The organism is Croceimicrobium sp., assembly GCF_965228705.1.
GTDB lineage: Bacteria > Bacteroidota > Bacteroidia > Flavobacteriales > Schleiferiaceae > Croceimicrobium.
This window is the reverse complement of record NZ_OZ245832.1, coordinates 904,189-928,938: the sequence shown is the minus strand read 5'-3', so window position 1 is coordinate 928,938 and position 24,750 is coordinate 904,189. Positions and strand designations below refer to the sequence as shown.

General features: G+C 41.0%; 24 protein-coding genes. 12 read left to right on the top strand and 12 right to left on the bottom strand.

The features are described from left to right. Positions 1 to 8: 8 nt before the first annotated feature. Positions 9 to 1,172 (bottom strand): hypothetical protein, encoded by a 1,164-nt coding sequence (locus ACO05P_RS04055; protein WP_421753539.1) that lies wholly within the window; start codon positions 1,170 to 1,172, stop codon positions 9 to 11. 209 nt (positions 1,173 to 1,381) lie between these two features. On the opposite strand from ACO05P_RS04055, the gene ACO05P_RS04050 reads away from it, so the two are divergent. From ACO05P_RS04050 to ACO05P_RS04025, 6 genes are all read left to right on the top strand, one after another. After that, positions 1,382 to 3,163 carry a hypothetical protein gene (locus ACO05P_RS04050; RefSeq protein WP_421753538.1) on the top strand — a complete coding sequence of 594 codons (1,782 nt, stop codon included), beginning with the start codon at positions 1,382 to 1,384 and terminating at the stop codon, positions 3,161 to 3,163. Between the two features lie 9 nt (positions 3,164 to 3,172). After that, a complete protein-coding gene (locus tag ACO05P_RS04045; RefSeq protein WP_421753536.1) occupies positions 3,173 to 3,538 on the top strand; it encodes a hypothetical protein in 366 nt (121 codons plus the stop codon). Positions 3,539 to 3,543: 5 nt separating this feature from the next. Next, a complete protein-coding gene (locus ACO05P_RS04040) occupies positions 3,544 to 4,248 on the top strand; it encodes a hypothetical protein (RefSeq protein WP_421753535.1) in 705 nt (234 codons plus the stop codon). 173 nt (positions 4,249 to 4,421) lie between these two features. Further along, on the top strand, positions 4,422 to 5,651 hold the full coding sequence (locus ACO05P_RS04035; RefSeq protein ID WP_421753534.1) for a DNA cytosine methyltransferase: 1,230 nt from the start codon (positions 4,422 to 4,424) through the stop codon (positions 5,649 to 5,651). Positions 5,652 to 5,657: 6 nt separating this feature from the next. Beyond that, positions 5,658 to 7,961 carry an ATP-binding protein gene (locus ACO05P_RS04030; RefSeq protein WP_421753532.1) on the top strand — a complete coding sequence of 768 codons (2,304 nt, stop codon included), beginning with the start codon at positions 5,658 to 5,660 and terminating at the stop codon, positions 7,959 to 7,961. Then, the gene (locus ACO05P_RS04025; protein ID WP_421753530.1) at positions 7,945 to 8,856 is read left to right on the top strand and encodes a hypothetical protein; all 912 of its coding nucleotides are present in this window, start codon (positions 7,945 to 7,947) and stop codon (positions 8,854 to 8,856) included. Before ACO05P_RS04030 ends, ACO05P_RS04025 begins: the two co-directional genes overlap by 17 nt. A gap of 109 nt (positions 8,857 to 8,965) precedes the next feature. Here the strand turns inward: ACO05P_RS04025 and ACO05P_RS04020 are convergent, their stop codons facing one another. After that, positions 8,966 to 10,261, bottom strand: a complete 1,296-nt coding sequence (locus tag ACO05P_RS04020) for a tetratricopeptide repeat protein (protein WP_421753529.1) — start codon at positions 10,259 to 10,261, stop codon at positions 8,966 to 8,968. 108 nt (positions 10,262 to 10,369) lie between these two features. Here ACO05P_RS04020 and hpf point away from each other — a divergent pair, with 108 nt between their 5' ends. Further along, positions 10,370 to 10,669: a ribosome hibernation-promoting factor, HPF/YfiA family gene (hpf, locus tag ACO05P_RS04015; protein ID WP_421753527.1), complete on the top strand. Its 300-nt coding sequence runs from the start codon at positions 10,370 to 10,372 to the stop codon at positions 10,667 to 10,669. A gap of 14 nt (positions 10,670 to 10,683) precedes the next feature. Further along, complete coding sequence (locus ACO05P_RS04010) at positions 10,684 to 11,706, top strand: glycosyltransferase family protein (protein ID WP_421753525.1); 1,023 nt, start codon at positions 10,684 to 10,686, stop codon at positions 11,704 to 11,706. On the opposite strand, the gene ACO05P_RS04005 is transcribed toward ACO05P_RS04010, so the two are convergent. Beyond that, entirely contained in the window at positions 11,703 to 12,092 is a 390-nt protein-coding gene (locus tag ACO05P_RS04005) for a hypothetical protein (RefSeq protein ID WP_421753524.1), read from the bottom strand. The genes ACO05P_RS04010 and ACO05P_RS04005 overlap by 4 nt on opposite strands. 27 nt (positions 12,093 to 12,119) lie before the next feature. Here ACO05P_RS04005 and ACO05P_RS04000 point away from each other — a divergent pair, with 27 nt between their 5' ends. Then, on the top strand, positions 12,120 to 12,308 hold the full coding sequence (locus ACO05P_RS04000; protein WP_421753523.1) for a hypothetical protein: 189 nt from the start codon (positions 12,120 to 12,122) through the stop codon (positions 12,306 to 12,308). On the opposite strand, the gene ACO05P_RS03995 is transcribed toward ACO05P_RS04000, so the two are convergent. Both ACO05P_RS03995 and ACO05P_RS03990 read right to left on the bottom strand, forming a co-directional pair. Then, the gene (locus ACO05P_RS03995) at positions 12,305 to 13,669 is read right to left on the bottom strand and encodes an aldehyde dehydrogenase family protein (RefSeq protein WP_421753521.1); all 1,365 of its coding nucleotides are present in this window, start codon (positions 13,667 to 13,669) and stop codon (positions 12,305 to 12,307) included. The genes ACO05P_RS04000 and ACO05P_RS03995 overlap by 4 nt on opposite strands. Further along, entirely contained in the window at positions 13,647 to 14,804 is a 1,158-nt protein-coding gene (locus tag ACO05P_RS03990; protein ID WP_421753519.1) for a M14 family zinc carboxypeptidase, read from the bottom strand. The genes ACO05P_RS03995 and ACO05P_RS03990 overlap by 23 nt, the downstream gene beginning before the upstream one ends. A 123-nt stretch (positions 14,805 to 14,927) precedes the next feature. On the opposite strand from ACO05P_RS03990, the gene ACO05P_RS03985 reads away from it, so the two are divergent. The 3 genes from ACO05P_RS03985 (at position 14,928) to ACO05P_RS03975 (ending at position 17,561) form a co-directional block, all read left to right on the top strand. Continuing rightward, positions 14,928 to 16,235, top strand: a complete 1,308-nt coding sequence (locus tag ACO05P_RS03985; protein ID WP_421753517.1) for an alkaline phosphatase D family protein — start codon at positions 14,928 to 14,930, stop codon at positions 16,233 to 16,235. Positions 16,236 to 16,390: 155 nt separating this feature from the next. Further along, the gene (locus ACO05P_RS03980) at positions 16,391 to 16,972 is read left to right on the top strand and encodes a helix-turn-helix domain-containing protein (protein WP_421753516.1); all 582 of its coding nucleotides are present in this window, start codon (positions 16,391 to 16,393) and stop codon (positions 16,970 to 16,972) included. A gap of 43 nt (positions 16,973 to 17,015) precedes the next feature. Further along, positions 17,016 to 17,561: a DUF6580 family putative transport protein gene (locus ACO05P_RS03975; RefSeq protein WP_421753514.1), complete on the top strand. Its 546-nt coding sequence runs from the start codon at positions 17,016 to 17,018 to the stop codon at positions 17,559 to 17,561. Positions 17,562 to 17,615: 54 nt separating this feature from the next. Here ACO05P_RS03975 and ACO05P_RS03970 read toward each other — a convergent pair whose 3' ends face one another. The 7 genes from ACO05P_RS03970 to ACO05P_RS03940 are packed head-to-tail and all read right to left on the bottom strand — an operon-like array spanning position 17,616 to position 24,694. Further along, positions 17,616 to 18,629 (bottom strand): nicotinate-nucleotide--dimethylbenzimidazole phosphoribosyltransferase, encoded by a 1,014-nt coding sequence (locus ACO05P_RS03970; RefSeq protein WP_421753512.1) that lies wholly within the window; start codon positions 18,627 to 18,629, stop codon positions 17,616 to 17,618. Then, entirely contained in the window at positions 18,613 to 19,731 is a 1,119-nt protein-coding gene (locus ACO05P_RS03965; protein WP_421753511.1) for a YncE family protein, read from the bottom strand. The genes ACO05P_RS03970 and ACO05P_RS03965 overlap by 17 nt, the downstream gene beginning before the upstream one ends. A gap of 55 nt (positions 19,732 to 19,786) precedes the next feature. Next, on the bottom strand, positions 19,787 to 21,445 hold the full coding sequence (recN, locus tag ACO05P_RS03960; protein WP_421753510.1) for a DNA repair protein RecN: 1,659 nt from the start codon (positions 21,443 to 21,445) through the stop codon (positions 19,787 to 19,789). Positions 21,446 to 21,458: 13 nt separating this feature from the next. Next, positions 21,459 to 22,364 (bottom strand): DUF4835 family protein, encoded by a 906-nt coding sequence (locus ACO05P_RS03955; RefSeq protein WP_421753509.1) that lies wholly within the window; start codon positions 22,362 to 22,364, stop codon positions 21,459 to 21,461. Beyond that, positions 22,324 to 23,535 (bottom strand): bifunctional phosphopantothenoylcysteine decarboxylase/phosphopantothenate--cysteine ligase CoaBC, encoded by a 1,212-nt coding sequence (coaBC, locus tag ACO05P_RS03950; RefSeq protein WP_421753507.1) that lies wholly within the window; start codon positions 23,533 to 23,535, stop codon positions 22,324 to 22,326. Before coaBC ends, ACO05P_RS03955 begins: the two co-directional genes overlap by 41 nt. A 3-nt stretch (positions 23,536 to 23,538) precedes the next feature. Continuing rightward, positions 23,539 to 23,871, bottom strand: a complete 333-nt coding sequence (locus ACO05P_RS03945) for a DNA-directed RNA polymerase subunit omega (protein WP_421753506.1) — start codon at positions 23,869 to 23,871, stop codon at positions 23,539 to 23,541. A 13-nt stretch (positions 23,872 to 23,884) separates the two neighbouring features. Then, positions 23,885 to 24,694 carry an outer membrane protein assembly factor BamD gene (locus tag ACO05P_RS03940; RefSeq protein ID WP_421753505.1) on the bottom strand — a complete coding sequence of 270 codons (810 nt, stop codon included), beginning with the start codon at positions 24,692 to 24,694 and terminating at the stop codon, positions 23,885 to 23,887. Positions 24,695 to 24,750: the final 56 nt, after the last annotated feature.

Sequence of the window (24,750 nt, the reverse complement as noted above, 5' to 3'; positions counted from 1 at the left end):
TAATCGAATTAAGCGTTGGGTTTTTCTGCAGGTTTCTTGCCGGCACGGCGAATATTGATCAAGCGTACCAATACTTCGAACCAGAAGGGGGCACCGAAACTGAGCATATAGCCGCTAATAACTACACCGATCAGGTATTTAAGCACCGTCCAAAAATTGGGATGCTGGTTTCTTTGGTATTGGTAATCATCTTCCAAAGCCTTTTGAGCCTTGGCTTCCAATTTGGGTTTTTCGCAGCCAAACCAGCTGAGCGGAGCACTTTGCAAAGACCAGCCCATAGGGACCTTTTGCTCTTCGAGGTAGCGCAATATCTGCTGACTTTCCTTAATCCGTTCTTTGCCTACCGAATCGAGACGGGCTTCTATAGCCGCTAGCACTTTATTCTTTTGAATAGCGTTGGAATCCTTGGCTTCTGTTAATTGCGCCAGAAAATGCTGGTAATCGTCTTCCGCGAAAGCCCCTTTAGCCTCCAGGGCCATGGCATGCTTTTCGAGATTGCTGCGCAACTCGGAGTCACTGCTTAGACTTTTGATCAGGTGGAGACTGTCGACATTTAATCCGATGGCCACCACAAAGCCAAAGATTAAGAACTTGTTTTTCTGCTTGGTTTTATACCAGCCGGTAACCCGGTCCATATAGGCATTGTACCATTCTTCCAGCAGGGACTTGAGTTTGGGATAATCGTTTTTCGACTTTTGATGAAAGGAGTGGAGCAGTTCTTTGAGCGGACTGTGTTTCATTTCCGCCACTCCCATTTGAAAGCGTAAAAGCGGATCATCAATAGGAGCGGGGCTTTCGCCGGAAGCCTCAAAGGCCAACTTTTTTTGATCGGAATCCTTTTTACGATCGATATTCAGATCATCTTCTGCCTGTTGCCCAATTAAATCAATCAGGGCCTCGGCAAACATGCTGCTGCTGATGTATTGGGGAGGCCTTTGATTTTTACGGTTTTGCATCCCGCCAATCATGGGATGATTGTAGAGAAGGAGTCCGTATTGTGCATTTAGGGGATCGTCCAGCATCTGATTGATGGCTTCGCGCAAAAGCTTGCCTCTTTCTTTTACATAATGGTTTCGCCATTCCACCAGAATAGAAACCAGAACGCTTAATAAGACATAGATGAAGCCCAAGGCAATGAGGACACTAAGCAAGGAGGAGGAAAGAAATTCCATAGCCTTTTGGTTTGGTTAAATGAATTGCAAATCAGGCATTTAATATCGGTATTTAATCGCAAATGGCTTGGGAGAGAATCACAATCAGGAAATATCCAGAAGGGGATACGGGGATTTTCCTCTACCTTATCAAGCCTTAGAATTCACTAATTTGCTTGAGAATCTTTTATTCTAATAGATTTAAGATTAACTCTTTATAAAACCCAACCATGAAACAAAGAGTACTAATTGGCCTGTTTTTGTCTTTTTTAAGCTTCGGACTTGGAGCTCAGGCAAAGGAGGATGCTTCGAAATCCATTACCGAACTGCGCTTTAATGTCAACAATAGTACCCTAGTCGGAGGACCTGTTTACGGTAGACATTTTAAAATTAAAGGGGGACTGGAATTACCAGGAGGCGAAAAGGCCAATGCTGTAGAGTTGGTGATATATAAGCAAAGCGATGCAGGCAAAACAGAGGTTTTTAGGCAAGAATGGTTTCGCGTTAAAGCCATTGATGGGGCTAATCCTGAAACGGAGTTTGAGTTTTATGTCAATGAATTTCTTGAATTTGATCAGACCTATCAATATGAGTTCGCTTTCTCTAAAACTCGAATAATTCCCGACAATGCGGCTAATACCATTATCTCCAATATTGAAGATCGACTGATTCGTTTTGCAGGACAGAATGGGGATGCCAGTCCGGAAAGAATCTACGACTGGCTCTTGATGGAGCTTAGTACTTTTTATGCAGGCACACCGCAAAATAGTATTGCTTCGGAATTAGAAAGCATGTTGGAGTCTAAACCGGATTTTAAGACTGGACTTTTATTAACCGCTTCCTCGGCGGATCAATTTTTAAATGCGCAACGTAATTACAACACTTTTCAAAAGGACTCTATAATTACCCAAGACTCCCTGCTCTTGTTGGATTTGCAAATAAACCAAGGTTTGGAGATTGCCAAACAATTACTGTCGGCTGTAAATTTTGATCCGGAATTCCTCAATAAAGTGGAAAACACTGAATTATCAAATGAGTCGGAATTATTAGCCTTAGACAATGCAGATTTTTGGAATGCTTTGATCTATAAGTTAGGGGATTACCCACAAAAAAATACGATTCAACTTTTTGCTAAAGCGGTACAAGACACCAATTTAAGCCTTGCCAAAACCAATCTCACAGAGACCCAAAAGGTGGTGGACTATTTAAATGAACTCAAACTTATTAGTTCTAATCTACCAAGGGGTTTCAAGGCTTCCAAAGAAGTAGGGAATGGCACTGTTAATACTATGTCTAAGGAGGTCCTTTTCTTATTTCGAAATCCAAAGGGGCTGGTAAACGGTAAGCTTATTCCTCTAATTATACAGTATGCAAATAAAAGGAGGCGTATAGTAGAGGATGAAGCAAGCTATGCGATTTACAAAGCCTCTGAGAAATTGATGAAAACAGATTTTAAAAGACTGCTTGATCCTTTGCGTGGAGTTTTAGTTGAAATCCGAAAGGTAAGTACCTATCGTCCGGAAGCAGCTGTAAATAAAGAAGAATTAGATGCCATTCGCATTGGTACAGCCATTGGAGCTGGTGCCCTGGCTTTTAGTACAGATCGGTATCGCTATTGGCAACTGCAGGGTTTTGGATATGTAGGTCTTAAATTTTACCTGCAACCGGTGGACAAGCGATTAGTGAATCCTTATTTGAAATCCCGAAGGGGCTTTTTTAAATCTACTGCCATTATGGTTGGCTTTGTAAGTGGAGTCAGTCCTAAATTTAAAGATCAAGAAATCCAGGCCATTGGCAATATAAAACCAATGCTGGCACTTAGCTTGGATATCAATCGCTATATCTCCTTAGACCTGGGGGCTGCCTTCTACAATATGGAATACATCAGCCCTTTAAAAAGTGGCACCTATTTTAGTGCATCGCCAATCATCGGATTAAGCTTTGACGCTGATATATTCAACCGTTTCAGTGCCCTGATCAGCAGTGACGCTTACCGAATTCCCGCTAAATAAAATTACGCCATGGCTAATATTAATATTCAACCATCAGTTTTGCATGCACCAGTTGGAATGGAAGTCAATATTGATGCATCGATCTACACCACCTATTCAGGAACTATAAGCATCAGTCTGAAATTGATTTCTGAGCTTTTTCACTTGGCTCATCTTGACCCCAAAGCGGATGGTGCAGAGCCAAATGGAGAATCGGAAGACTCTAAAACACTCTTTTACAAGCTATCAGCTAATGAACTCAGTCATCAGAACACGAAACTTTACTTTAAAGTAATTGGACCTGAAAATAAAGAAGACAGTGCCACATTAAGGGCTCATACCAGTGAGCCGGATGGCTCTCTACCTGATTCGGATACTTGTCAAATCAATATTTAATAAGCATGAAAAAGCTCTTTTGCATCAGCATAGCCCTATTCGCATTCATTTTAAGCAGTTGTGATGAAGAAGATCCGCGCGGTGGCCTAACCAGTGCTCAGATCATTCAAATGCAAACCGAAAAGGAGGCCATTCCTGCGGATGGTAATTCTCGTATTAAAATCACCGCCCAATTGCAATCTGAGTCGGATCCCAACCAGGAAATTACCTTTAGTACCGACCAAGGATATTTCGCCGGAACAGAGCAAAGCATGAGCCTCAAAGTAAAGGCTTCCGGTAAAAGCGCAGAAGCCTATATTATTTCTAACCGAGAGGTGAATGAATATGTTACTCTAAGCGCCGAAGTAGGGGGCTTTAGCACGAGCAAAACAGTCTCTTTTACCCGTGCCTTACCCGATGCTTTTACAATGACCGCCAGCTCGAGCCGACAAGTGCTAAACAATGGTCGCGGAAATGTGAGCTTAAACCTCCAGTTTCAAAATAATGGAACCGCTAAAAACTCCATGAATACCCAGGTATTTTTAAAGCAAAGGCCTTTAGATACCAATAATGTAAGACTCTCTATGCCAGAATTTGTAAGTGTAGCAGACATGAATGCCACTTTTCAAGTTAGCAGCTTAGACAGCTTAGTGGGTTCTGTGCAGGTGATTGCCTATTTGGAGGGTGCGATGGATAGTAGTAGGGTGGAGTTGATTGTAGTAGATGAATGACAATTTCTACACAAGGTGTCCCTGAACTAGGTACCCTAATTTAGAAACTTCACAAAAATAGATTATATGTACAAACCCACTAACTTATGATTGTGTATAACCTGGCAAAATGAATTACATTCTATAATTCTGATCTCCTAACTTCGTGTTTAAGCATTTTTTGCTAATTCTATATGTCTTTGGATAAAAAGAAACATCTGTACATAGATCTATTTGCTGGCTGTGGAGGGCTATCATTAGGTCTTTGCAACTCTTCCTCATGGAAAGGGGTATTTGCAATTGAAAAAAGTCCCCATGCTTTTGAAACTCTAGAGTTTAATCTTATTAAACAAAGAAATCATTTTTCATGGCCAGATTGGCTTCCGCAGAAAGCACATGATATTAACAATGTCCTAATAGAGTATAAATCTGAATTAGATAAACTAAAAGGAGAATTGGATTTAGTAGTCGGTGGACCGCCATGTCAAGGTTTCTCGACGGCCGGAAGACGAGTTGAAAGTGACAAAAGAAATAGTCTTATTAAATCCTATGTGAAATTCATAAAATTGGTCCAACCTAAACTCATATTTTTTGAAAACGTAAAAGGATTTACTCAGAAATTTGAAAATAACAAGACTAAAGGTAAAAGATATTCTGACTATGTCATTAACGCTCTTAAAAGAAAAAGCAATGAATTTCCAGGTTACAAAGTTCATGGGAAGTTAGTGGATTTTTCAGAATATGGAATTCCTCAAAAACGTACAAGGTTTATTTTAATTGGCATTAGAAATGATCTTAAAACAAGCTTTACACCTGAGATGTTTTTTGAAAATCTTGATTTTTCCAAAGAGGCTTTCTTAACATCTAAAGGTTTAGCTACAAAAACCACATTAGAAGAAGCTATTTCTGATCTTAGAAAAACAGAAACAATCGATTGCCCTGATTCACCTGGATTTAAATCTGCTTACTACAATAAACCTGCATCCAGCTATCAAAAATTCCTCAGGCGTGATACTAAAGTTGAAATTCCTGACAGTCATCGATTTGCTAATCATAAAGTTGATACAGAAATTCTATTTAAATCGTTGCTAAAAAATATAGCACCAGGTAAAAGAATTGCTGGTGAGGAAAGAAAGGAATACAATATTAAAAAAAGGTCAATTGTAATACTGGACAAAGATAGTCCATCACCTACTTTAACATCACACCCCGATGATTATGTGCACTATCAGGAACCAAGAATTCTAACTGTTCGTGAATATGCTCGTATTCAATCATTTCCAGACAACTATTTGATATTAGGTAAATACACTACAGGAGGCAAACAAAGGGTTCTTGAAGTTCCAAGATATACTCAATTAGGTAATGCAATTCCGCCCTTATTTGGAGAACTGGCTGGTGAAACTATGCTCAAATTAATTTAGTGAATTATGAACGCTGAAAACTTTAAAGTAAGTGCTGCTCTTAAAGATATAATTGGCAAAGAGTTAATAACGGATGAATTTGTTGCTGTTTTTGAGTTAGTTAAAAATTCATTTGATGCATTTGCTTCTAAAGTTGAAATACATTTTCAAAGTATTTATGGATCAAATCCCCGGATTCTCATTGTTGACAATGGCAAGGGAATGGATTATTCAGATTTGAAGGATAAATGGCTGTTTGTTGCTTATTCGGCAAAAAGGTTAAAAAAGGAACTAGAAGATAATTATCGAGATAGAATAAAATCAAATAGAATTTTCGCTGGAGCTAAAGGAGTTGGGAGGTTTTCTTGTGATAGATTGGGTAAAACACTTAATCTTTTAACGATTAAAGACAGCTCTAACCCCAGAATAGAAAATTTATTTGTTGACTGGAAAAGTTTTGAAAATGTTGATAATAAAGAATTTATCAAAATTGATGTTCAACACAGGGTTTTGGATTCTCTTAATTATGAGATTGAACATGGCACAATACTAGAAATAAATGAATTAAGAGATACTTGGGATAGAGAAAAATTACTTCATTTAAAAAGGTCATTAGTAAAGCTTATTAACCCAAATCAGGAAAATGATAGCTCAAATTTTTCAATTGAAATTATAGCAAATGAAGAACTAGAAGAAGATTTAAAGAAAGAAAGTGATTGGGAAAAAGTAAATGGTCCTATAGAAAACAAAGTTTTTGAAACATTGGAAATTAAAACCACGAATATCTATGTTCAAATAAGTGAAAATGGGGATTACATTGAAACAACAATGCAAGATCGGGGGGACCTAATTTATTACCTTAAAGAAAAAAACCCTTTCAATAGCTTAAAAAATATTTCAGTCTATTTATTTCAACTTAATAGAAAGGCGAAAATTGCTTTCCATAAAGTAATGGGACTAAGGTCAATAGATTATGGTTCAGTATTTATGTATAAAAACGGATTTAGAATTTATCCTTTTGGAGACCCAAGTGAAGATATATTACTAATTGACAGAAGAAAGCAACAGGGTTATAGTCGATTTTTAGGTACACGAGACTTAATCGGTAGAATTGAAATTTTTGGAGATAATAATGAATTAAGAGAAACCTCAAGTAGAGATGGGGGATTGGTGAAAACAGATGCGTGGTTTGATCTTGTTGATTTTTTTTCAAAATATGTTTTGCTTAGGTTAGAGAATTATGTTGTTAACATTATTAAATGGGGAGACGAAAGAATTGATAAGGATACAGGAGAAATCATTAACCCTGAGTTATGGCCTTATGATGTTAAAATGCAAATTTTAGAGTTAATTTCAGGGTTTATAAACTCTAAAAATATCTTAGAAATTCAGTACGATAAAGATTTTTTAAATATCATTGAACGTAAGCAGGATAAAAGCGTTGATAAAATCATTAAAAATGTATCAAAAGTAGCAGCTCAAACAGGGAACAAAGACCTAATAAGAGAAGCTCGGAAAATAGAATCTGCTGTTAAACAAGTAAGATCTGACGCTAAAGTTGATAGGGTTAGAGCGGAATTGGCTGAACGAAATGTTCTTGACATCAATGAGAAATTAAAATACACCATAGGTCAAAATTCATTTTTGAAAGATTCAGTAGGAGCTGACACTATTGAACTACAAAGTTTACTACATCATACTGAAAAAGCCACATATTGGATTGAAAGGCATATCGAAAATCTATTTATAGGTATAGAAGAAGGATGGTCAAAAGACAATCTGTTCGATTTACTAAATAAAATTAGTCTTGAAAATCAAAAAATATTTTCATTTACCAAATATCATAAATCTACGAAGTTTAACACTTTTGTTAAAGAGATAGAAGAAGACATAGTGTCATTTGTGAATGAGTACATTTCTAATGTGTGTCAGGCTTATGAGGACTATGAAAACATTAATATAATTACAACTAATAAAAATAAAGCTTCTCTAAGAACTCATTTTTCACCAGTTGATATTACTATCCTCTTTGATAATTTATTAAATAATGCTAAGAAAGCAAAATCCAAGAACATTCACTTTGAATGGATTGATGTGAACGATGAAGATTTACAGCTAAGGGTACGGGACGATGGAATTGGCATTTCTTCAAAAATCATCAATCAGATTTTTGACTTTCGATTTACAACAACTAAAGGTTCTGGTATTGGACTTTATAATGTAAAGGAAATTATGAGTCAATTAAATGGACGTATAGAAGTTAATCCTAATTATAAAATTGGCGCAGAGTTCATTTTAACATTTAATAAAAAAAATGCGATTAGATTATAAAATAGCTTGGATAGACGATGAAATAGAACATTTTGTAGCCTCCAGAGATGTTGAAAGAGTAGAAGTGTTTATTAGAGAATTGGGGTTTATTCCATATATAAATATTTTTAATAACGGTCAATCTTTGGATGGCCTGATTGATCAATGTGATTTGATAATCTCTGATTTCAATATTGAGGAAGGTAGAAATGGTGACGATGTAATTAAGGAAATTCGAGAAAAAGATATTTTCACAGAAGTTCTATTTTATACCTCACGCCAAGATAATAAAAACTTAATAGCCCAAAAGTTACTAGGTTTTGATAGAATCTCCTTTCATTCAGGAAGAAGGCACCTCTTGGATAAAATTGAAAGTTTAATAAAGCTTTCTGTTAAGAGATTACTTGATCTTAACGCAACAAGGGGACTTATTACTTCGGAAACTAGTGAATTAGATGTAATAATTCATGAAATTACAATGCATCTAATTGATCATTTGAAAATATCTAAAGATGAAATTGAAGGTATAGTTGGTGGCTATGTAGAAAAAAAATTAAAAAGTGAACCTGATTATATGATCCAGTTATATGAAGAAAAAGGTTTTGAAGATTTCTTTCTTAGAATGCGTGCGGTTAAAAAGTGGGAGATATTTCGCAAATTTTTAAAGAAAATAAAGGATGATAAAGTTGTAAATAGCTTTTTGCTAATTAACAAGACTTATCAAAATGAGGTTATAGAAGTTAGAAATAGATTCGCTCATTCCAAAGCAATCGAGGAAAATGGAAGTTTAATTTTATTAGGTTTTGGAAATGAGTCTAATTATGAATTTGATGAAGGTTCATGTGTCAATATTAGGAAAAGGTTAATGATTCATAGAGAAGAATTTGAGAAATTGAAAGATCATCTTAAGGTTTAAGACATATCAGTATTGATTTTAGGCACCTAATTATGCCCTATAATTAATATTATGTCAAATAACTTTTTCAAAAAGAAAGGAGATCCTCAAAATCTCCTCTCCTAAATTCTTATTCGCCCATTACGGCTTTCGCCTTATCGTACATCTCTAAAGAACGATACACCTGACTCAAAGCAATCTTCACTTGCTGGTCTTCGCTGTTCTTTTTGTAGGCTTTCTCTAAATACGGTAATGCCGTTTTAAAGATTTCATTCTTCTGCTTCTTATAAGCATTGTATTTCTTGGTGGCATTGTAAGGCAAATCATTCATCTTGGCTACCACGGCATTGGCGCTGTCGATATAAATGATACTGGTCATATACAAAGCATCGGTATAATTGGAATCAATTTCCAAAGTCTTTTTATAGGCTTCTAAAGCGGCGTCAGTGCGCTTCATCTCATTCTGCAGAATTACCCCCTTATTGTAATACATTAAAGGATTGCTGGGATCGGCAGCAATGGCTTTATCCAGGTTCGCTAAGGCTTTGTCGTATTCCTTATTGTCGAAGAACAACTGTAATTCGGCAATAATCAAGTCTAAATTCTGTGGAAATTTAGCACGGCCTTCCTGAATGGTTTTGGTATAACCAGCGGTATCTCCTTCGGCTAAGGATAAATAAGCCACGGTTTTATAAAGATCCGGACGAATATCCCCTTCAATATTGGGGTTTGTAACCTGACCATTATTCACGAACATCTCCATTTGTTGGGCGCTGGCAAAATCCATGGTGTCCCCTGACTCTACATTTACGGCATAAAAACGTGTGCCGTGGTAATCCATTTTTAAGAGATCCTTGTAAATCGGAATGGCTTTTTCGTTGGCTTTCATGTTCTGAGCCATCAAGGCAGCATTGTAATACATGCTGGTATCAATGGTATTCATGAATTTCTTCTTCATCTCGTAAGATTTCAAGAAATCGGCATATGCCCCTTCGAAGTCATTCGACTGGCTGGCTTGAATTCCACGGTTGGCAAAAGAAGCCGATAAAGAAGTTAATTGTTGTTTCGCTTCTTCAGTATAACGCTCCTTCCCGATTTTTTTCTCTAAATCGAGTAATTGACTGAAACCTTCCACCGCTTTATCCAAAGCATTGGCATCTAATTTTTGGATCGCTGGGTCTTCGTTTATATGCACCCGGAAGTTGATCAATCCTTTGTAATAATAGAATTTGGCCAGGTCTTTTTCGCGTACCTCAGACAGCGATTTTCCGCTGATAATAGTCTGGGCTTCATCGATATAACCTTTAGCGGCAGCTAAATCGTTGTTACGGTCTATGGCAATTACGGCTGAGGAAATTACCGGCTTCTCCTGGGCTATTGCGGAAAAACCGATTAACATCGCTCCTAGAAAAATAAGTCGTTTCATGTTGAATTTGGCTTTTGATGCAAAACTAGTATTTATACTATTTTAAAAAGGCTTCGTGCTAATTTAATGCCAAGTCTATCTTTGCAGGCTTAAATAAAAACAATACCTATGAAATGGGATATCCAAACTGTAGACTTTAAAGCTACAGAAGAGTTGCTTTCCTTTACCGAAGAAAAAGTAAGTGGATTGCACAAGTACTACGATCAAATCGTAGGTGCGGAAGTTTACCTGAAACTGATTCAGGACGAAGCGAATCAAAACAAAAAAGCAGAAATCAAGCTGAATATTCCCGGTAATGATCTCTTTGCCGAAAGTCACGACGCTTCTTTCGAAAAAGCCGTGCATGATGCAGTAGACAAGCTTAAAGGTCAAATCCGTAAGCTGAAAACCAAATTGCAAAAGCACTAATCCCCTCTCCTTTCATGCAGTTCCTCTTCGCCGCCAAGGATGGTTTTCAATACAACCGCACCTATATACTGGCCGAAGGTTTAAAGGAACTGGGGCATGATGTACAGTATTACAAGATTCCCGAACGCCAGCCGAAATACGGCCAGGTGCTTCGGGATCTTAGTTTAAAGGCCGATGTGGTTTTGGTGCCACCTTTTCGACATCGCGACCTGAGTTTTGTACGTCGCTATGCCCAGGCACCAGTGGTTTTCGACCCCCTTATTTCGCGTTACCTCACCAAAGTGGTCGACTATGGTCATTATTGGAAAGCGCCTCAAAAATGGTGGATCGATTTTCGCGATTTCCGAAACTGTGATTTGCTCCTGGCCGATACCGCTGCCCATCTGCAGTATTTCGAGAAAACCTTGAAACTCCCTTCTTCCCTACCCAAGGCCGTGGTGCCCGTGGGTGTGCATTTGGAGGAATTCCCGGCCCATTATCCCAAAGAGAATGATACGCTGGAAGTAGGCTTTTACGGCACTTTCGTGCCCTTACAGGGCGTTTTTACTATTATCGAGGCCATGGCCCTGCTTAAGGATGAGAAGGGTCTTAATTTTACTTTATTAGGAACCGGGCATCAATATGAAGAAGCGCGTCATTTAGCTATTGACTGCGGATTATCTCTGGATATTTTCAAAGGCTGGATTCCCTATGATGAACTGGCAGCGCAGATAGCTAAATTCGATCTGGCACTGGGTGTTTTTGGTGAATCGCTTAAAGCCGATTTGGTTGTGCCCAATAAGCTCTATCACTACGCTGCTTCTGGAAAAGCCATCCTCACCAAGGACAGTCCGGGTTTACGCGAAGTTTTTGAGCCGGGCCTGGATGTACTCACAACAGAGGCTGATCCTCAGGCCCTGGCCGATAAAATTCGCTACCTACGCGATCATCGCACTGAATTAAGCGCCTTAGGACACAAAGCCCGCCAAAGGATGGAAGCATCCTACAGCAAAGCCGCTATTGCACAGCGTTTGGTAGATGCAGTTGAAAAACTCTAATCCCGATCCAGAATAGCCTTGATATTGGGCTTAAAGTATTGATCACTCTTTAAAACTTTACCATCTTCACGGTAGATCGGCTCGCCATTGGCATCCAATTTCGACATATTACTACGCTGAATTTCGTCGAATACCTCTTCAATTTTATCCTGCATGCCATGACTTAAGATGGTGCCACATAAGATATAGAGCATATCACCCAGGGCATCGGCAATTTCCACCAAATCCCCGTTCTGAGCGGCTTCCAGGTATTCTTCATTTTCCTCCCGCATTAATTTATAGCGCAAGAGCTGCGTTTTTTCATCAATATCGGCAGTGGGTGCATAACGGTTTTCAATGCGAAAAGCATTGTGGAAGGTCTCAACGGCGGAAATTTGCTTTTTCATGGTTTACTTTGCAAAAGATTTAGTCTTATGGAAAATATCACTACCGGTCACTGGATTTTCGCCGGCATCTTTATGTTCGTATTTATTGGCTATCTGGTGTGGAGCTATCGCAAGGATCTCAAATTGCATAAACTCCATTACAATGGTAGTATCTACGTATTAATCGGTATTGTCCTGATTCTCTTCTTGTTCTATATTTTCAAACGCTTCCTTTAATCGCCCTTTAGGTAAATGGTTTTCAGGTTGCAGAAGGAATGGATGCCCTCTGGACCTAGTTCGCGACCGAAACCGGAATTCTTTACCCCACCAAAAGGTAAGCGCGGATCACTCTTTACCAGGTCATTGATAAATACCGCTCCTTCTTCGAAGCGCGAAGCCTGACTGAGCAGAAAATCCCGGTCCTCACCAATAAGGCTCACCCCCAAACCATAGCGACTGCTATTGCTAATGGCAATGACTTCATCAAAATCGGAATAGCTTAGAATTGAGGCGATGGGCGCAAATACTTCTTCCTTAAAAACCGTCATTTCTGGATTCACACCACTTAAAATGGTCGGCTCCAAAAAATTGCCATCGCCCTTCCCTCCTAGCTCCAAGCTTGCTCCCTGGGCCAGGCTTTCTTCAATTTGCCGTAGGGCATGGGCCTTTAAATCGGGGCGCGCCAATGGCCCAATATGAGTACCGGCCGCTTTGGGATCTCCAATGCTATAAGTGGAAAACACTGCTTTCAATTCTTGAATAAACTCCGTATACAGCGATTCATGCACCAAAAAGCGTTTGGCAGCAATACAGCTCTGCCCGGCATTCAGCAAACGTGCCCTGGAGGCTAATTCAGCCGCAGTCTTCACCTTAGCACTGGAATGCAGGATAAAGGCATTTGATCCACCTAATTCTAATACCTGAGGCTTTAATTCCCGACCGGCAATTTCGGCTACCGAGCGACCAGCCTTTTCGCTACCCGTAAGGCTTACACCCTTTATCCGTGCATCCCTAAGCAAATCGGCTACTGTCTCATTCGATAAACGTACAGCCGTATAAGCACCAGCAGCTAAACCGGTATCATCAAATAATTTTTGAAGATCATCAGCACTGAAATTGCAATTGGGTGCATGCTTTAATAAGACCCGATTTCCGGCTATAATGGCGGGTACTGCAAAGCGGAAAACCTGCCACAGTGGGAAGTTCCAGGGCATAATGCCTAAAATCACCCCTAAAGCTTCATAGCGACGAATCGCCTGGGCATCCCCTAAATCCAGCTTTAGATCGGCTAAAAATTCGGGGCTCTTTTCAAAATAGTATTCACAGAGCCAGGCGCATTTCTCTACCTCGGCCTCCGCTTCCTTAAGCACCTTGCCCATTTCATCGCAAATATGAGCGGCCAATTCAGTTTTACGCTCGCGTAAAAGGCGGGCTAAATTTTGGATGGCCTTTCGGCGGATGGGAAATGAATAATGATCCTCTAAAGGACTTAGACCTTGCGCAATCGCAATTTTGGCCTCTAGCTCTGCCGATGAATCTTCAGAGAATTCCCCTATAAGTTCTTGATTGTAAGGATTAATGCTCTTGTAAATAGCCATGTTTAAAAACAAATTCACGTTCACTTTGGATCCGGCCATTGACTAAGGCATCCTGATTGAAATCACCCTCAAATGCCAGTATACCACCTTTATACTCCTGAATACCCTGGAGATGACTGAGATCGCCAATATCATCAATGCGGTATTTGATTTCCAGCTCCCCACTTTCTTTATTTGCTACCTCCTGCTCCATCAAGGCCAGGTCTAAACGGCAATTGCCAAATTGCAGATCTCTAAAGATAAGGTCGCGCAAATGGCTTTTGTTTTCAGGGATTAAGTGATACAGCGCTGGATCGATCAATTCCCAGGCATCGGTAGCGACCAGATTTAAGGCTTCCTTTAATCCTCGATAATTGAGTTCACGGGCCTTTCGGCGGAAGCGATCTCCAGGAAAATGTCCGGCTTCAAACAGAATATTGGGAATACCTAATTTCATTAGATTATCTCCCAGTGCTCGGGGATAGAACTCGTCGCTGTAACGCCCGAAATGCCCACTGAGACTACCTTCCAGCTTTTGGTGAATGGCAGCAATCATCTGCATGCTCACTTTGCGTTCCAGCTTAATACTGCGCTCTTCATCCGCGGAGGGCGCCAAAAAACTAAGGGTGGCACATTGCACAGTAGCTCCGGCACTAAAAATATTTCTTTGGTCATGCAGATTAAAAGCCCAGTGGGGTTTAAAAGCCTCCAGAAATGAAAAATAGGCCTTAATCTCAGCGCTGCAGCGGGCTACCGCATCTCGATTTAAATCGATGCCCAGAGCATTGCGTCTTTGGAAGCGCTCTGCTCCATCGGGATTCAGCATTAGAATTAAGGCCACTTCAATTTGGGATTCCAGGGCCTTTACATTGGGATCCGCAATCAAATCCTGAATTAAATCGGCGCAAGCCAAGGTAGCGGTAGGCTCATTGCCATGCATCTGGGTCCAGGCAAATATTCGTTTTGGGCCTTTCCCCCAGCGAATCACCTTCAAGTCCCGACCTTCTTCACTGTGGCCAATGGATTCAATTCGAAAATCCTGCTGATTTTCCACGAAAGCCCAAAGGTCTTTTAGGTGTTCTGAGCGTAACCAACGACGTTCCGGAACCAGGGATTTAAGGCTAGTATTATTAGAGTTTTGAGTAGAGAATGGCATAGTAGAAATCTATCAAAAAGGGCTGTAAACTCGCACTCTTACAAATAACGGGATTAAGATTAAGTTAAAGCTTAAGCCAATCCGCTTTTTACGCTTATTTTCGGTCACTTAAACCGTTATAAAATGAAACGATTAGCATTTAGTATAGCTTTAAGTATACTATCCTTAACTATTGTCGCTCAATCTAATGAGGTTTTAAGTGGACCGGTATTGGGTTATGCGGAGATGAAAGAAGCCCTTATTTGGGTACAGCTCCGCGATAAGGGTTCAGTTAAGCTCAATTACTGGCCTCAAAACAGTCCCGAACAAAAGCAAGAAACCGACCTGGTAAGCACCTCTGCCAATACCGGGAATACTGCCAAACTCTACCTCCGCAATTTGGAGCCCGGCACCATTTACGAATACGAGGTGATGGTAGATGCTGAAAATCAAGAATTTAAGTTCCCACTGGAGTTCGATACCGAGCCTTTATGGGATTATCGCACTGACCCTCCCGCCTTCTCTATCGCCATGGGGAGCTGCACCTATATTAATGAAGAAGCCTACGATCGTCCTGGCACACCTTATGGCGGCGATTATCAGATATTCAGGAGTATAGAATCGCAAAAACCAGACGCCATGCTTTGGTTGGGCGATAATATCTATTTGCGCGATGCCGATTGGTGGACCCGCTCCGGATACATCCACCGCTACACCCATACCCGCTCTATTGAGGAAATGCAAGCACTAATGGCCTCTTGTAATAATTATGCGATTTGGGATGACCATGATTTCGGCCCAAATGACGCCAGTGGCTCCTGGATCCATCGCGATTTGGCCCTGGAGATGTTTAAGCTCTTTTGGCCCAATCCCAGTTTTGGATACCGTGATATGCCTTGCACCTTTAGCGCCTTTAATTACCGGGATTGTGATTTCGTGATGTTGGACAATCGCTATTATCGCTCTGAACAAAGTGTGGGGCATCCTGAGCAGATTTTTGGTACTCAGCAAATTGATCGTATGATTGACCTCTTAAAACAAAGCAGAGCGCCCTTTAAATTCGTTTTAACCGGTGGGCAATTCTTGAATTCTGCCCAGGTATTCGAAAACCATAGCAATTATGAAGAAGAGCGGGATTACATCCTTAAGCGCATAAATGATGAGGATATCAAGAATGTGATCTTCATTAGTGGTGACCGTCACCATAGCGAAGTAGATAAATTACAATTACCTAATGGAAATTGGGTGTATGAATTCACGGTTTCGCCTTTAACCAGTGGAGCTGCGCATCAAGTGAATGAAGAAAATGACTATCGAGTGGAAGGTTCTTTAATCCAGGAACGCAATTTCGCAGTAATGAACATTAGCGGAAAGCGTAAAGCCCGTAAGCTGGTACTGATCTATTACAATAGCGAAGGCGAACAAATCTACTCCTGGTCCTTAAGTGAGTGATATACATAAGTAATTCCATTTGTTAACTCATGATTTTAATCATTGATTTTCAGTTACTTTAAATGAATTAGTTAAAGCTTAATTTAAGTAGAGGGAAAAGCTTAACATTAACATTTCGAAATACTTTATTACATTTGTAGTAAAGTCTTTTTTTTATGGAAGATATCGCCGCAAGGATAAAAGAGTTAATCGCAGATCAGGGTTTAAGCAATAAGGACTTCGCTCAGAGCATAGACGTTGCCCCTGCTATCATAAGCCACGTATTAAGTGGTAGAAACAACCCTTCTCTACACCTAATTCAACAGATTACAAATGTATATACAAATGTAAATCTTGATTATTTATTGAATGGCAAGGGTTCTATGTATGAAGATCAACAATTAAAGGGCTTTAAGGCCAATGAGTCTGTAAATACTAAACTTGCTGAAGATGTAAATACTACTAAGGAACTAGATAATGAGGAAGAAGCCACCTACTCTACTTTTGGCCTACCTCCCGGCGCGCGTTATGTATCTGCTCCTAGTGGCGCACCTATTCCCTATGCTGCGCCAACTCCTCAAGATCATCCCAGTCCGAAAGACCCTGATAAACAAGGTACTGAATCAGACAAAAACAAAGAGAAGTCCGAATTAACAAATGTATATACAAATGTTAATCAAGGTTCCGAGAAGGAAATTGATCGAATAATCATCTTTTATCGCGATCGAAGCTTTAGAGAATACCGTCCGGAAGCTTGATTTTGCTTTAGGCTTCTTAACTTTGTGCTCTCAAGTATTAAACATGAAGAAACAACTGATCTACCTAGCGATCCTATTTGTCCTTGCCATTGGCAGCCGTTTGATTGCCCCCTGGCCTAATTTCACCGCTATGACTGCGGTTGTTTTCACCGGTGGTATGCTCTTTGGCAAACGCTACCAGGCCCTCCTCTTCCCTATGCTTATTTTATTCGTAAGCGACTTTATCATTAACAATACCCTCTATTCTTATATGGGCTTCACCTTAATCACCCAGGGCGCTGGCTGGTTATACAGCTCTTATTTACTCATCGCTTTATTAGGCGTATTAAATTTCGGCAGCTCTAAATGGGCGCACGTGATTGTTGGTGGTATTAGCGGAACCTTACTCTTCTTCTTACTCACCAATTTCGGAGTATGGTTAGGAAACCCTGCTTACCCACAAAACATTAATGGCTTAATCGGCTCTTATGTAGCTGGTTTACCTTTCTTACTCAACCAAGTGTTAGGAACGGTATTCTATGGTGTGGTAATCGTAGCGGCTTATCGCCTAACCGAAGGCAAGCCTATTCTGGAGAGAATCAGAGCTTAAAGCCTGGATTAGCAAGACTAAAGATTTTTGAAAGCACCTCTTAGGGGTGCTTTTTTATTGGGCATGATATTGCCGAAGCTCCTGCTGCATCTTCCAAATAAAGGGATACCATTCCCTTCCACTGGCGGTATAGCTTAAGTTTTCTTTGAAAACGCCATAATTCTCCCTTAAATGCTCCGCGAAACTCCCCACAGCATAACCGTATTGCTCCACCCCAGGAACAATCTTTGCCGCATATTGCCAGGCGATTATAGCCATTGGGTCCGCTAATAGAAAGGGTATGCCCTTCTCAGCACATCTAATGATCGCTCCACAAAGGGCTACCGTCTCAAATCCCCCATAAAAACAGAGATTGGTAAAGGGGTTATGACTGATGGGATGTTTTTTGGCCAGGCGCTGAATTTCCTGCTCCACTTCTTTGCCTAACCAGGCCGGTAAATAGTTGGTCCAGGCTTTGGCATCACTAATACTTAAAGCCCAGGCTAAGGCATAAACACTAAATATTTGGCCCTCTCCCAAACTGTGTAAAACCAGCAGATCTTTTTCTTGATAATGGGCTCGATCCACTAATTTCCGACCGCTGTAAAAAGCTTCTGCAAGCTCGTCATCAGTCATGGCTGGGTATGAACTAAAGCTTTCGGTCCGAGCTTTTATCTTACTGTTAATTAATTTGTTATTGTGATTTAGCCAATAGCTGATATTAGACTCAAAGGCATAGTCGACCCCCAGGTCTACCCAATAATGTTGAAGGCTTAAATTACCCTTCCACAACTCGGGCATGGTTTCTTGCCGCATGGCTTCCATCAAAAATTCACCACTGCGAAAACGAGGTGTAGCGAATTCAGCATTTATGCCATGATCTCCCGCAAAACTGAGTATATCAATATTCAGTAATTGAGCCTGAGATTTACCCTGTACTCGGTTGAGCCAGGTGAAAAACTGAAAAAAAGCCCTGGGCTGAAAATTTAATTTCTGCCCGGACTTTTCTGTTTTTATCTTCTCCCTCTCCTCCGCTCTTAGCGGCTTCAAGGGTTTTAAATCAAAATTGAGATTATTTAAAGACGACATTGTTGGGTTTTACCCCAATGGTAATACTGGTCTTCTTGCTGCCTACCGGATCAAAGATCTGCAGAGCCCCGTTCTGCTCAATATCATCAGGGGTGCGCATTCCATAAAGTTCCAAATTAATGGGATCGAATGCCAGCGAATAGAAGTTATCCTCTACAATTGGGTTCTCATTCAATATACTAACGTTGGTATTGGTTACGGCAATATCTCCGGTTGGTAAATTGGTGATATAGTATAGATTGTCACCGGCCTCGTCATGAGTAAGGCTATGTGGACGTAATTGATTGTCTACAAAGTACTTCACCGTATCCGGCATTATCGCCCAGCCTGAGTCGATATCGCGGTACATGGTATCTAAATTGTACATCCATAATGAACCTGCACCACTTTGAGTAGGATCTGCAACATTCAAATCCCCACTACAAAGAATCCACAATTGATTGTCTTCGTCAATAACAAAGCTGTTGGGAGAATGACCAACAATAAGGTTAGTAACCAAAGTATCTTCACTCGTGCGCACAATACTTACCGTACTGTCTTTAGAGATAGGATTCCCATTATTACAGATAAAGGCCAAGTCTTCCCAAACTGCAATTTCGGTTTGATTAACGCCCACATCGAAAGCAATTTCATCTACTACATTGCCATTATTGGCATTGATTACGTAGAAACCTGGTAATTCAGGACAGCTAACATAGTAGAGGTTATCCGAAACCTGGGCCACCTTGCGAATTTGTAAAAGGTCGCGGGTTTGAAATTTGATTTTCATGGTTTTGGCATCCACAAATACAATTTTGTTAGAGCCAGGCACGATTAAAACCAATTGATTACGAGATTTATCCAACATCATATCACTTAATTGTGATCCCATGGGATTGATATTGGCCTTGCGGAATACATTGTTTTCAATCGTTTGATTGGTCACATTGTACAGGGCCAGGCTGCTGATTCCATTGGGAGAAGTTCCTTCAATCCCAATATAGGCTTGCATACCAGAAGAGCTACCTCCTCCATTACCGCCATCAGTACCATCAGTGTCTGAATCCTTTTTACAGGCGCCTATTAGCAGGAGGCTCAGGCCTAAAAGTGCAATTTTCTTCATGCGTTCTTCATTACAGGAGGTTAAAAATAAGCGAATGCCTCGATATTACAAGGGCTCAGGCACCTTGAATGAGTTCCCGTGCATTGGCCAAGGCGGCATCCGTCAGTTTATCGCCACCCAATAAGCGGGCAATTTCGTTCAAACGCTCCTGTTCATTGAGTGGGCGAATCTCCGTGCGCGTGTTATCCGCCGCACTTTCTTTACGCACTAAATAATGCTGACTGCCTTTGGAAGCAATTTGGGCCAAGTGGCTAATGGCAATTACTTGCATATAACTGCCCATGCCTTTTAAGATCTCCCCAATTTTATGGGCAGTTTCACCACTTACTCCGGTATCGATCTCATCAAAGATGATGGTGGGTAAACTGCGCGAACGTGCTAATATAGCCTTAAGGGCCAGCATTACCCGCGATAATTCACCACCGGAGGCTACCTTTTGTAAAGACTGAACTTTTTGACCGGGATTGGCCGAAAAAAGGAAGTTTACGTGGTCACTGCCATTGTTATCGCAGTTTTCTTGTTTTTCGATGGAAATATCAAAACGAGCATTAGCGAGGTTTAAAACAGCTAATAAGTGCAAAACCTGAGCTTCTAGTGGGCCTTTGAGCTTTTGACGTTCTTCATGTAATTCCTGGGCCAGGGTTTCGGCTTTAGCCCGCCATTGTGCGGCCTCAGCTTTTTCCTTTTCCAAAGCAATGTCTCGGTTGGCAGCCGCAGTCATCTTGGCTTCCAGGGCATCACGATTTTCAATTAGCTCTTCTGCACTTTCTGCTTGATGTTTCCGCTGTAAATGAATAAGCTGACTTAAACGCTCATCCAATTGTTCCTTTTCGCGAGGATCAAAATTGCTTTCAGATTGGTAGAGTTCCAATTCCTGACGCAGATCTTCAAATTCGATGTAAAGGCTTTCAGCTCGCTCCGAAAAGCTGCCTAGTTTTTTATCCAGATTAGCGATAGCCCTTAGTTCCTGGCGCATCTGCCTAAGCATTTCACTTAAACCTAAAGGACTGGCATCTGCCATTTCTTGAACCGAAGCTAAGGCCGATTCGATTTTCCCAGAATGCTCCAGTATTTCCAGGCGTGCTTCAATTTCCGCCACTTCTCCAGGGACCAGTTTGGCATCTACCAATTCTTGGTGCAGAAATTCCAGATAGTCCAAATCTCCGCCCTCTTCCCGGTTTTGCGCTTCCAGGTCGGCAATGCGTTTTTGGCTTTTCCGCCAGCTCTTAAAAGCCTCCTGATAATTTTGCAGCAAATCCTTATGCGATCCGAAGCTATCGATCAGATCGAGTTGGAAATTAGCATCATTGAGTAAGAGCGTATCATGCTGACTATGAATGTCAATTAGGCGTTGCGCCAATTGGGAAAGGCTTTCCAAGCGAACCGGACTATCATTCACAAAGGCCCGGGATTTACCGCTGGGTAAAATTTCACGACGGATAATAGTTTCCGCTTCGTAGTCTAAATCCAGACTTTCAAAAAGACTTTTATAGGATGGATCCGGAATCTGAAAGAGACCTTCTATCACACATTTTTGCTCGGGATCCTTTAAAGCTTTTAGATCTGCTCTTTGACCCAGCAAATGGTTTAAAGCCCCTAAAAGAATTGATTTTCCAGCGCCGGTTTCGCCGGTAATAGTGGTAAAGCCTGCTTGCCAATCGAGATCGAGCTTTTCGATCAAGGCAAAATTGGAAATCCTGAGGTGCTGTAACATGCCGCTAAAATACTTAACCGCCCTGACCTACTTTCTGATATTCCGAAGCATTATTAGGGTCTAATTCAATCAGCACTTCCTTAAGGTCGGCTGTGGGTATGGAAGCCCCGTCACTAAAGATTTTCACGATTTCCGCCTGCTTGGCATCAAACCATAATTGCAGCAAAAAACTGTTTCGCCTTTGGTCGTTTACCTTTTTTAAGCTCTTTAAGGCTTCTTTGATATTCATTTTCGCGGTGCGAATTTTAGAAGCATCACTCATCAGGTCTAAACCTTGGCGGTGATAGGTATACAGGCAGGTGCGGAAATTATCAAAGGCCGGACTAATCAAGTTATCTACTAACCAATAGCGGTTCTTATTGCTGCCGCCAAAACTGTCCCAACCGCCATAATTACTGGTTTGGGCATTTCCTACAATATTCTGAGCCTTATTGTAATAATCAGTGCCACTCATAGGCGCATAACTATCATGATCCAAACCAATTACGATATAGGCATAATAAGCTAAAATACTGGTAAGGTTAGAGATAAAGCTGTTGGGAGCAAAGTCCAGTCGATCGAATTCCAGGTATTCGAAATTCACATCATTATCGCGATGCACTAAAATGGGGGATGCGTAATCTGAATTAAAAATGGGGCGACTGTAAAAAATCTGCAGGTGCCCACTAAAATTATTATTGTTACGAGAATTAATGGTCAACACAAACTGACAGTCGATCCGCTCTTCTAGAGCATAGTTTTCTTCCGTCCATTTACGGTTATTCAGAAATTCACGAATCGCTGTTTCCAAAGTGGTATACAGCTGTTTATTCGTGGCTTGAATATTTGGAGTAAGCACTTGTACCCGGGCATTTAACTCCTGGGCTTGCAGGCTGGGGCTAAGCAGTATGATGCTTAATAAGCCGATCCAAAATTTCATAGGCTAATTCCTTCTTAGGTTTTAATTCAAGTTTTTCGCGTTGGCCTTTACGGCTGATCATCAAGACCTCATTGGTATCGTGTCCGAAACCGCGTTTTGTGGCATCAGCCTGATTCAGAACGATCCAATCACAGTTCTTGGTATCCAGTTTCTTTTGGGCATTCGCCTCGGCATTTTCCGTTTCGAGGGCGAAACCTACAACTAATTGACTTTCCTTCTTAGTTTGTCCAATACTTTTCAGGATATCCGGGTTTTCGATTAAATCCAGATGCAGCATATCGCCATCACTTTTCTTTATCTTTTGATGGGCGGGGTTTTTCGGACGGTAATCCGAAACGGCGGCACTTAAGATAATCCAATCTGCATTTTGAGCCGCTGTAGTGGTAGCTTCAAACATTTCTTGAGTACTCTCTACTCTTTGGATTTGAATAGCCGGGTTTTTCGAATCCTGATTACTAGGACCTAATATCAATTGAACCTGAGCACCATTATTTGCGGCGGCTTCGGCCAAAGCCATACCCATTTTACCCGAAGAGCGATTGCCAATAAAACGCACCGGATCTATGGCTTCGTAAGTAGGGCCAGCATTGATTACCACTCGCTTATTGCGCAGTGGCGCTTTGGATTCGAGGTCAGCAATTACAGCTCTAATAATGGTTTCCGGTTCGGCCATGCGCCCCTCTCCTTCCAAGCCGCTGGCCAATTCGCCTTTTTCAGCTGGGATGAGGATATGCCCAAAGGATTCTAATTTTTGGATATTCTCGCGGGTGGCAGGATGTTTATACATATCCAAATCCATGGCCGGCGCAAAATACACTGGACATTTAGCAGAAAGGTAAACCGCCATTAAGAAATTATCCGACTGCCCCTGAGCAATCTTCGCCATGGTATTAGCAGTAAGGGGAGCTAAAATCATCAGGTCGGCCCAAAGGCCTAATTCCACATGATTATTCCAGGTCCCCGTTTCGGATTCCCGATCGAAATATTCCCAGTAAACCGGATTTTTACTGAGAGTGGCCAGGCTAAGTGGCGTCACAAAATCGCGGGCCGCGGGGCTTAAAACAACACGTACCTCGGCCCCTGCCTTGATAAGCAGTCGCACGAGGTACGTCGTCTTATAGGCGGCAATACCACCGGTTACTCCCAGTAGTATTTTTTTTCCGCTCAACATAATTTAGTCTTCCTTTTGCTCTTCGGCAGGACGACGGAAATACACTTCATCTTTCTCCCATTCGGTAGCCGCAATGTGGTGAGGCTTGGGCAGGCTTTCGTAAAAACGTGAAACTTCGATCTGCTCTTTGTTTTCGAAAATCTCTTCCAAAGATTCATTATGAGTTGCAAACTCATTCAGTTTCTCGTGCAATTCCACCTTCATGTCTTCCGCGATCTGATCGGCGCGTTTAGCTAAAATGGAAACCGCCTCATAGATATTACCAGTAGGGCGATCCAAATCGTTATGGTCGCGGGTTACGGTGTTTCTTGGGGCATCTACTTTTTTAAAATCCATCTACGAGAATTTATTAGGATTGTGATTTAAGCTCGCTGATCTGTTGATCAATATTGGCAAATAATTTGTCCAATGTTTTATTGTAATCGCTTTCCGGGAAATACTCTTTGAATTCCAGGTAAGCGGTACGACTTTCAATATAGCGCTGAAATTGTTTTTCAGAAATACTGTTATCGGCAAAGCGATAGGCAGCAACACATTTGTGAAACATGGCCTCTTCGCGGTATTCGGTATCCGGATAATCATCCATCACATTGTTAAAGCTCACCACCGCCGATTGATAATATTCCATGTGGAAATATTGCATAGCGCGCTCAAAAGATTTGCGCTCCAATTTTGCCCTTAACTCATCAATCAGCTCATTAGTGCTCAATAATTTATCGCTATTAGGATACAAATTGGCAAAGAGCTGCAAATCATTAATAGCTTTAAAGGTATAGTCCTGGTCCAAACTGTAATCGGGCGATTCCAGATAATGGCAATAGCCTACCATATAATAAGCCATTTCGGTCTTGGAATGGGTAGGGAATGTTTTCGCGAAGTTTTTGAAGTGATAAGCGGCTAAGATGAAATCCTTCAGTTCAAAGCTACACATGGCATAGTAATAATACACATCTGCCGCCTTTTCAGAACCGCGGTATAAGATCAGTAATTCATCAAAAAGCGGATAGGCTTTGTCGTACTCACCTTCATTGTAGTACTCCACCGCCTTCTCGTATTTATAGTCCACATTAGGACTCTTCAATACCTTTTGATATTCATTACAGGCGCTTCCTGCCAAAAGCAAAAAGCCACTTAATAGGATGACAAGTCTTTTCCTCATAAATCAGCTGGCAAAATTACGAATTCCAATGAAATAACGCAGGAATGAGTCTTTAG

What these genes read in the sequence shown, in the direction of transcription:
- ACO05P_RS03970 (WP_421753512.1), bottom strand. Translation starts at nt 18,629, where the DNA reads ATGTCGTCTTTAAATAATCTCAATTTTGATTTAAAACCCTTGAAGCCG.
- ACO05P_RS03975 (WP_421753514.1), top strand. Translation starts at nt 17,016, where the DNA reads ATGAAGAAACAACTGATCTACCTAGCGATCCTATTTGTCCTTGCCATT.
- recN (WP_421753510.1), bottom strand. Translation starts at nt 21,445, where the DNA reads ATGTTACAGCACCTCAGGATTTCCAATTTTGCCTTGATCGAAAAGCTC.
- ACO05P_RS04010 (WP_421753525.1), top strand. Translation starts at nt 10,684, where the DNA reads ATGCAGTTCCTCTTCGCCGCCAAGGATGGTTTTCAATACAACCGCACC.
- ACO05P_RS04040 (WP_421753535.1), top strand. Translation starts at nt 3,544, where the DNA reads ATGAAAAAGCTCTTTTGCATCAGCATAGCCCTATTCGCATTCATTTTA.
- ACO05P_RS04050 (WP_421753538.1), top strand. Translation starts at nt 1,382, where the DNA reads ATGAAACAAAGAGTACTAATTGGCCTGTTTTTGTCTTTTTTAAGCTTC.
- ACO05P_RS04045 (WP_421753536.1), top strand. Translation starts at nt 3,173, where the DNA reads ATGGCTAATATTAATATTCAACCATCAGTTTTGCATGCACCAGTTGGA.
- ACO05P_RS03995 (WP_421753521.1), bottom strand. Translation starts at nt 13,669, where the DNA reads ATGGCTATTTACAAGAGCATTAATCCTTACAATCAAGAACTTATAGGG.
- ACO05P_RS03965 (WP_421753511.1), bottom strand. Translation starts at nt 19,731, where the DNA reads ATGAAGAAAATTGCACTTTTAGGCCTGAGCCTCCTGCTAATAGGCGCC.
- coaBC (WP_421753507.1), bottom strand. Translation starts at nt 23,535, where the DNA reads ATGTTGAGCGGAAAAAAAATACTACTGGGAGTAACCGGTGGTATTGCC.
- ACO05P_RS04005 (WP_421753524.1), bottom strand. Translation starts at nt 12,092, where the DNA reads ATGAAAAAGCAAATTTCCGCCGTTGAGACCTTCCACAATGCTTTTCGC.
- ACO05P_RS04030 (WP_421753532.1), top strand. Translation starts at nt 5,658, where the DNA reads ATGAACGCTGAAAACTTTAAAGTAAGTGCTGCTCTTAAAGATATAATT.
- ACO05P_RS04025 (WP_421753530.1), top strand. Translation starts at nt 7,945, where the DNA reads ATGCGATTAGATTATAAAATAGCTTGGATAGACGATGAAATAGAACAT.
- ACO05P_RS03940 (WP_421753505.1), bottom strand. Translation starts at nt 24,694, where the DNA reads ATGAGGAAAAGACTTGTCATCCTATTAAGTGGCTTTTTGCTTTTGGCA.
- ACO05P_RS04020 (WP_421753529.1), bottom strand. Translation starts at nt 10,261, where the DNA reads ATGAAACGACTTATTTTTCTAGGAGCGATGTTAATCGGTTTTTCCGCA.
- ACO05P_RS04035 (WP_421753534.1), top strand. Translation starts at nt 4,422, where the DNA reads ATGTCTTTGGATAAAAAGAAACATCTGTACATAGATCTATTTGCTGGC.
- ACO05P_RS03955 (WP_421753509.1), bottom strand. Translation starts at nt 22,364, where the DNA reads ATGAAATTTTGGATCGGCTTATTAAGCATCATACTGCTTAGCCCCAGC.
- ACO05P_RS03945 (WP_421753506.1), bottom strand. Translation starts at nt 23,871, where the DNA reads ATGGATTTTAAAAAAGTAGATGCCCCAAGAAACACCGTAACCCGCGAC.
- ACO05P_RS04055 (WP_421753539.1), bottom strand. Translation starts at nt 1,172, where the DNA reads ATGGAATTTCTTTCCTCCTCCTTGCTTAGTGTCCTCATTGCCTTGGGC.
- hpf (WP_421753527.1), top strand. Translation starts at nt 10,370, where the DNA reads ATGAAATGGGATATCCAAACTGTAGACTTTAAAGCTACAGAAGAGTTG.
- ACO05P_RS03985 (WP_421753517.1), top strand. Translation starts at nt 14,928, where the DNA reads ATGAAACGATTAGCATTTAGTATAGCTTTAAGTATACTATCCTTAACT.
- ACO05P_RS03990 (WP_421753519.1), bottom strand. Translation starts at nt 14,804, where the DNA reads ATGCCATTCTCTACTCAAAACTCTAATAATACTAGCCTTAAATCCCTG.
- ACO05P_RS04000 (WP_421753523.1), top strand. Translation starts at nt 12,120, where the DNA reads ATGGAAAATATCACTACCGGTCACTGGATTTTCGCCGGCATCTTTATG.
- ACO05P_RS03980 (WP_421753516.1), top strand. Translation starts at nt 16,391, where the DNA reads ATGGAAGATATCGCCGCAAGGATAAAAGAGTTAATCGCAGATCAGGGT.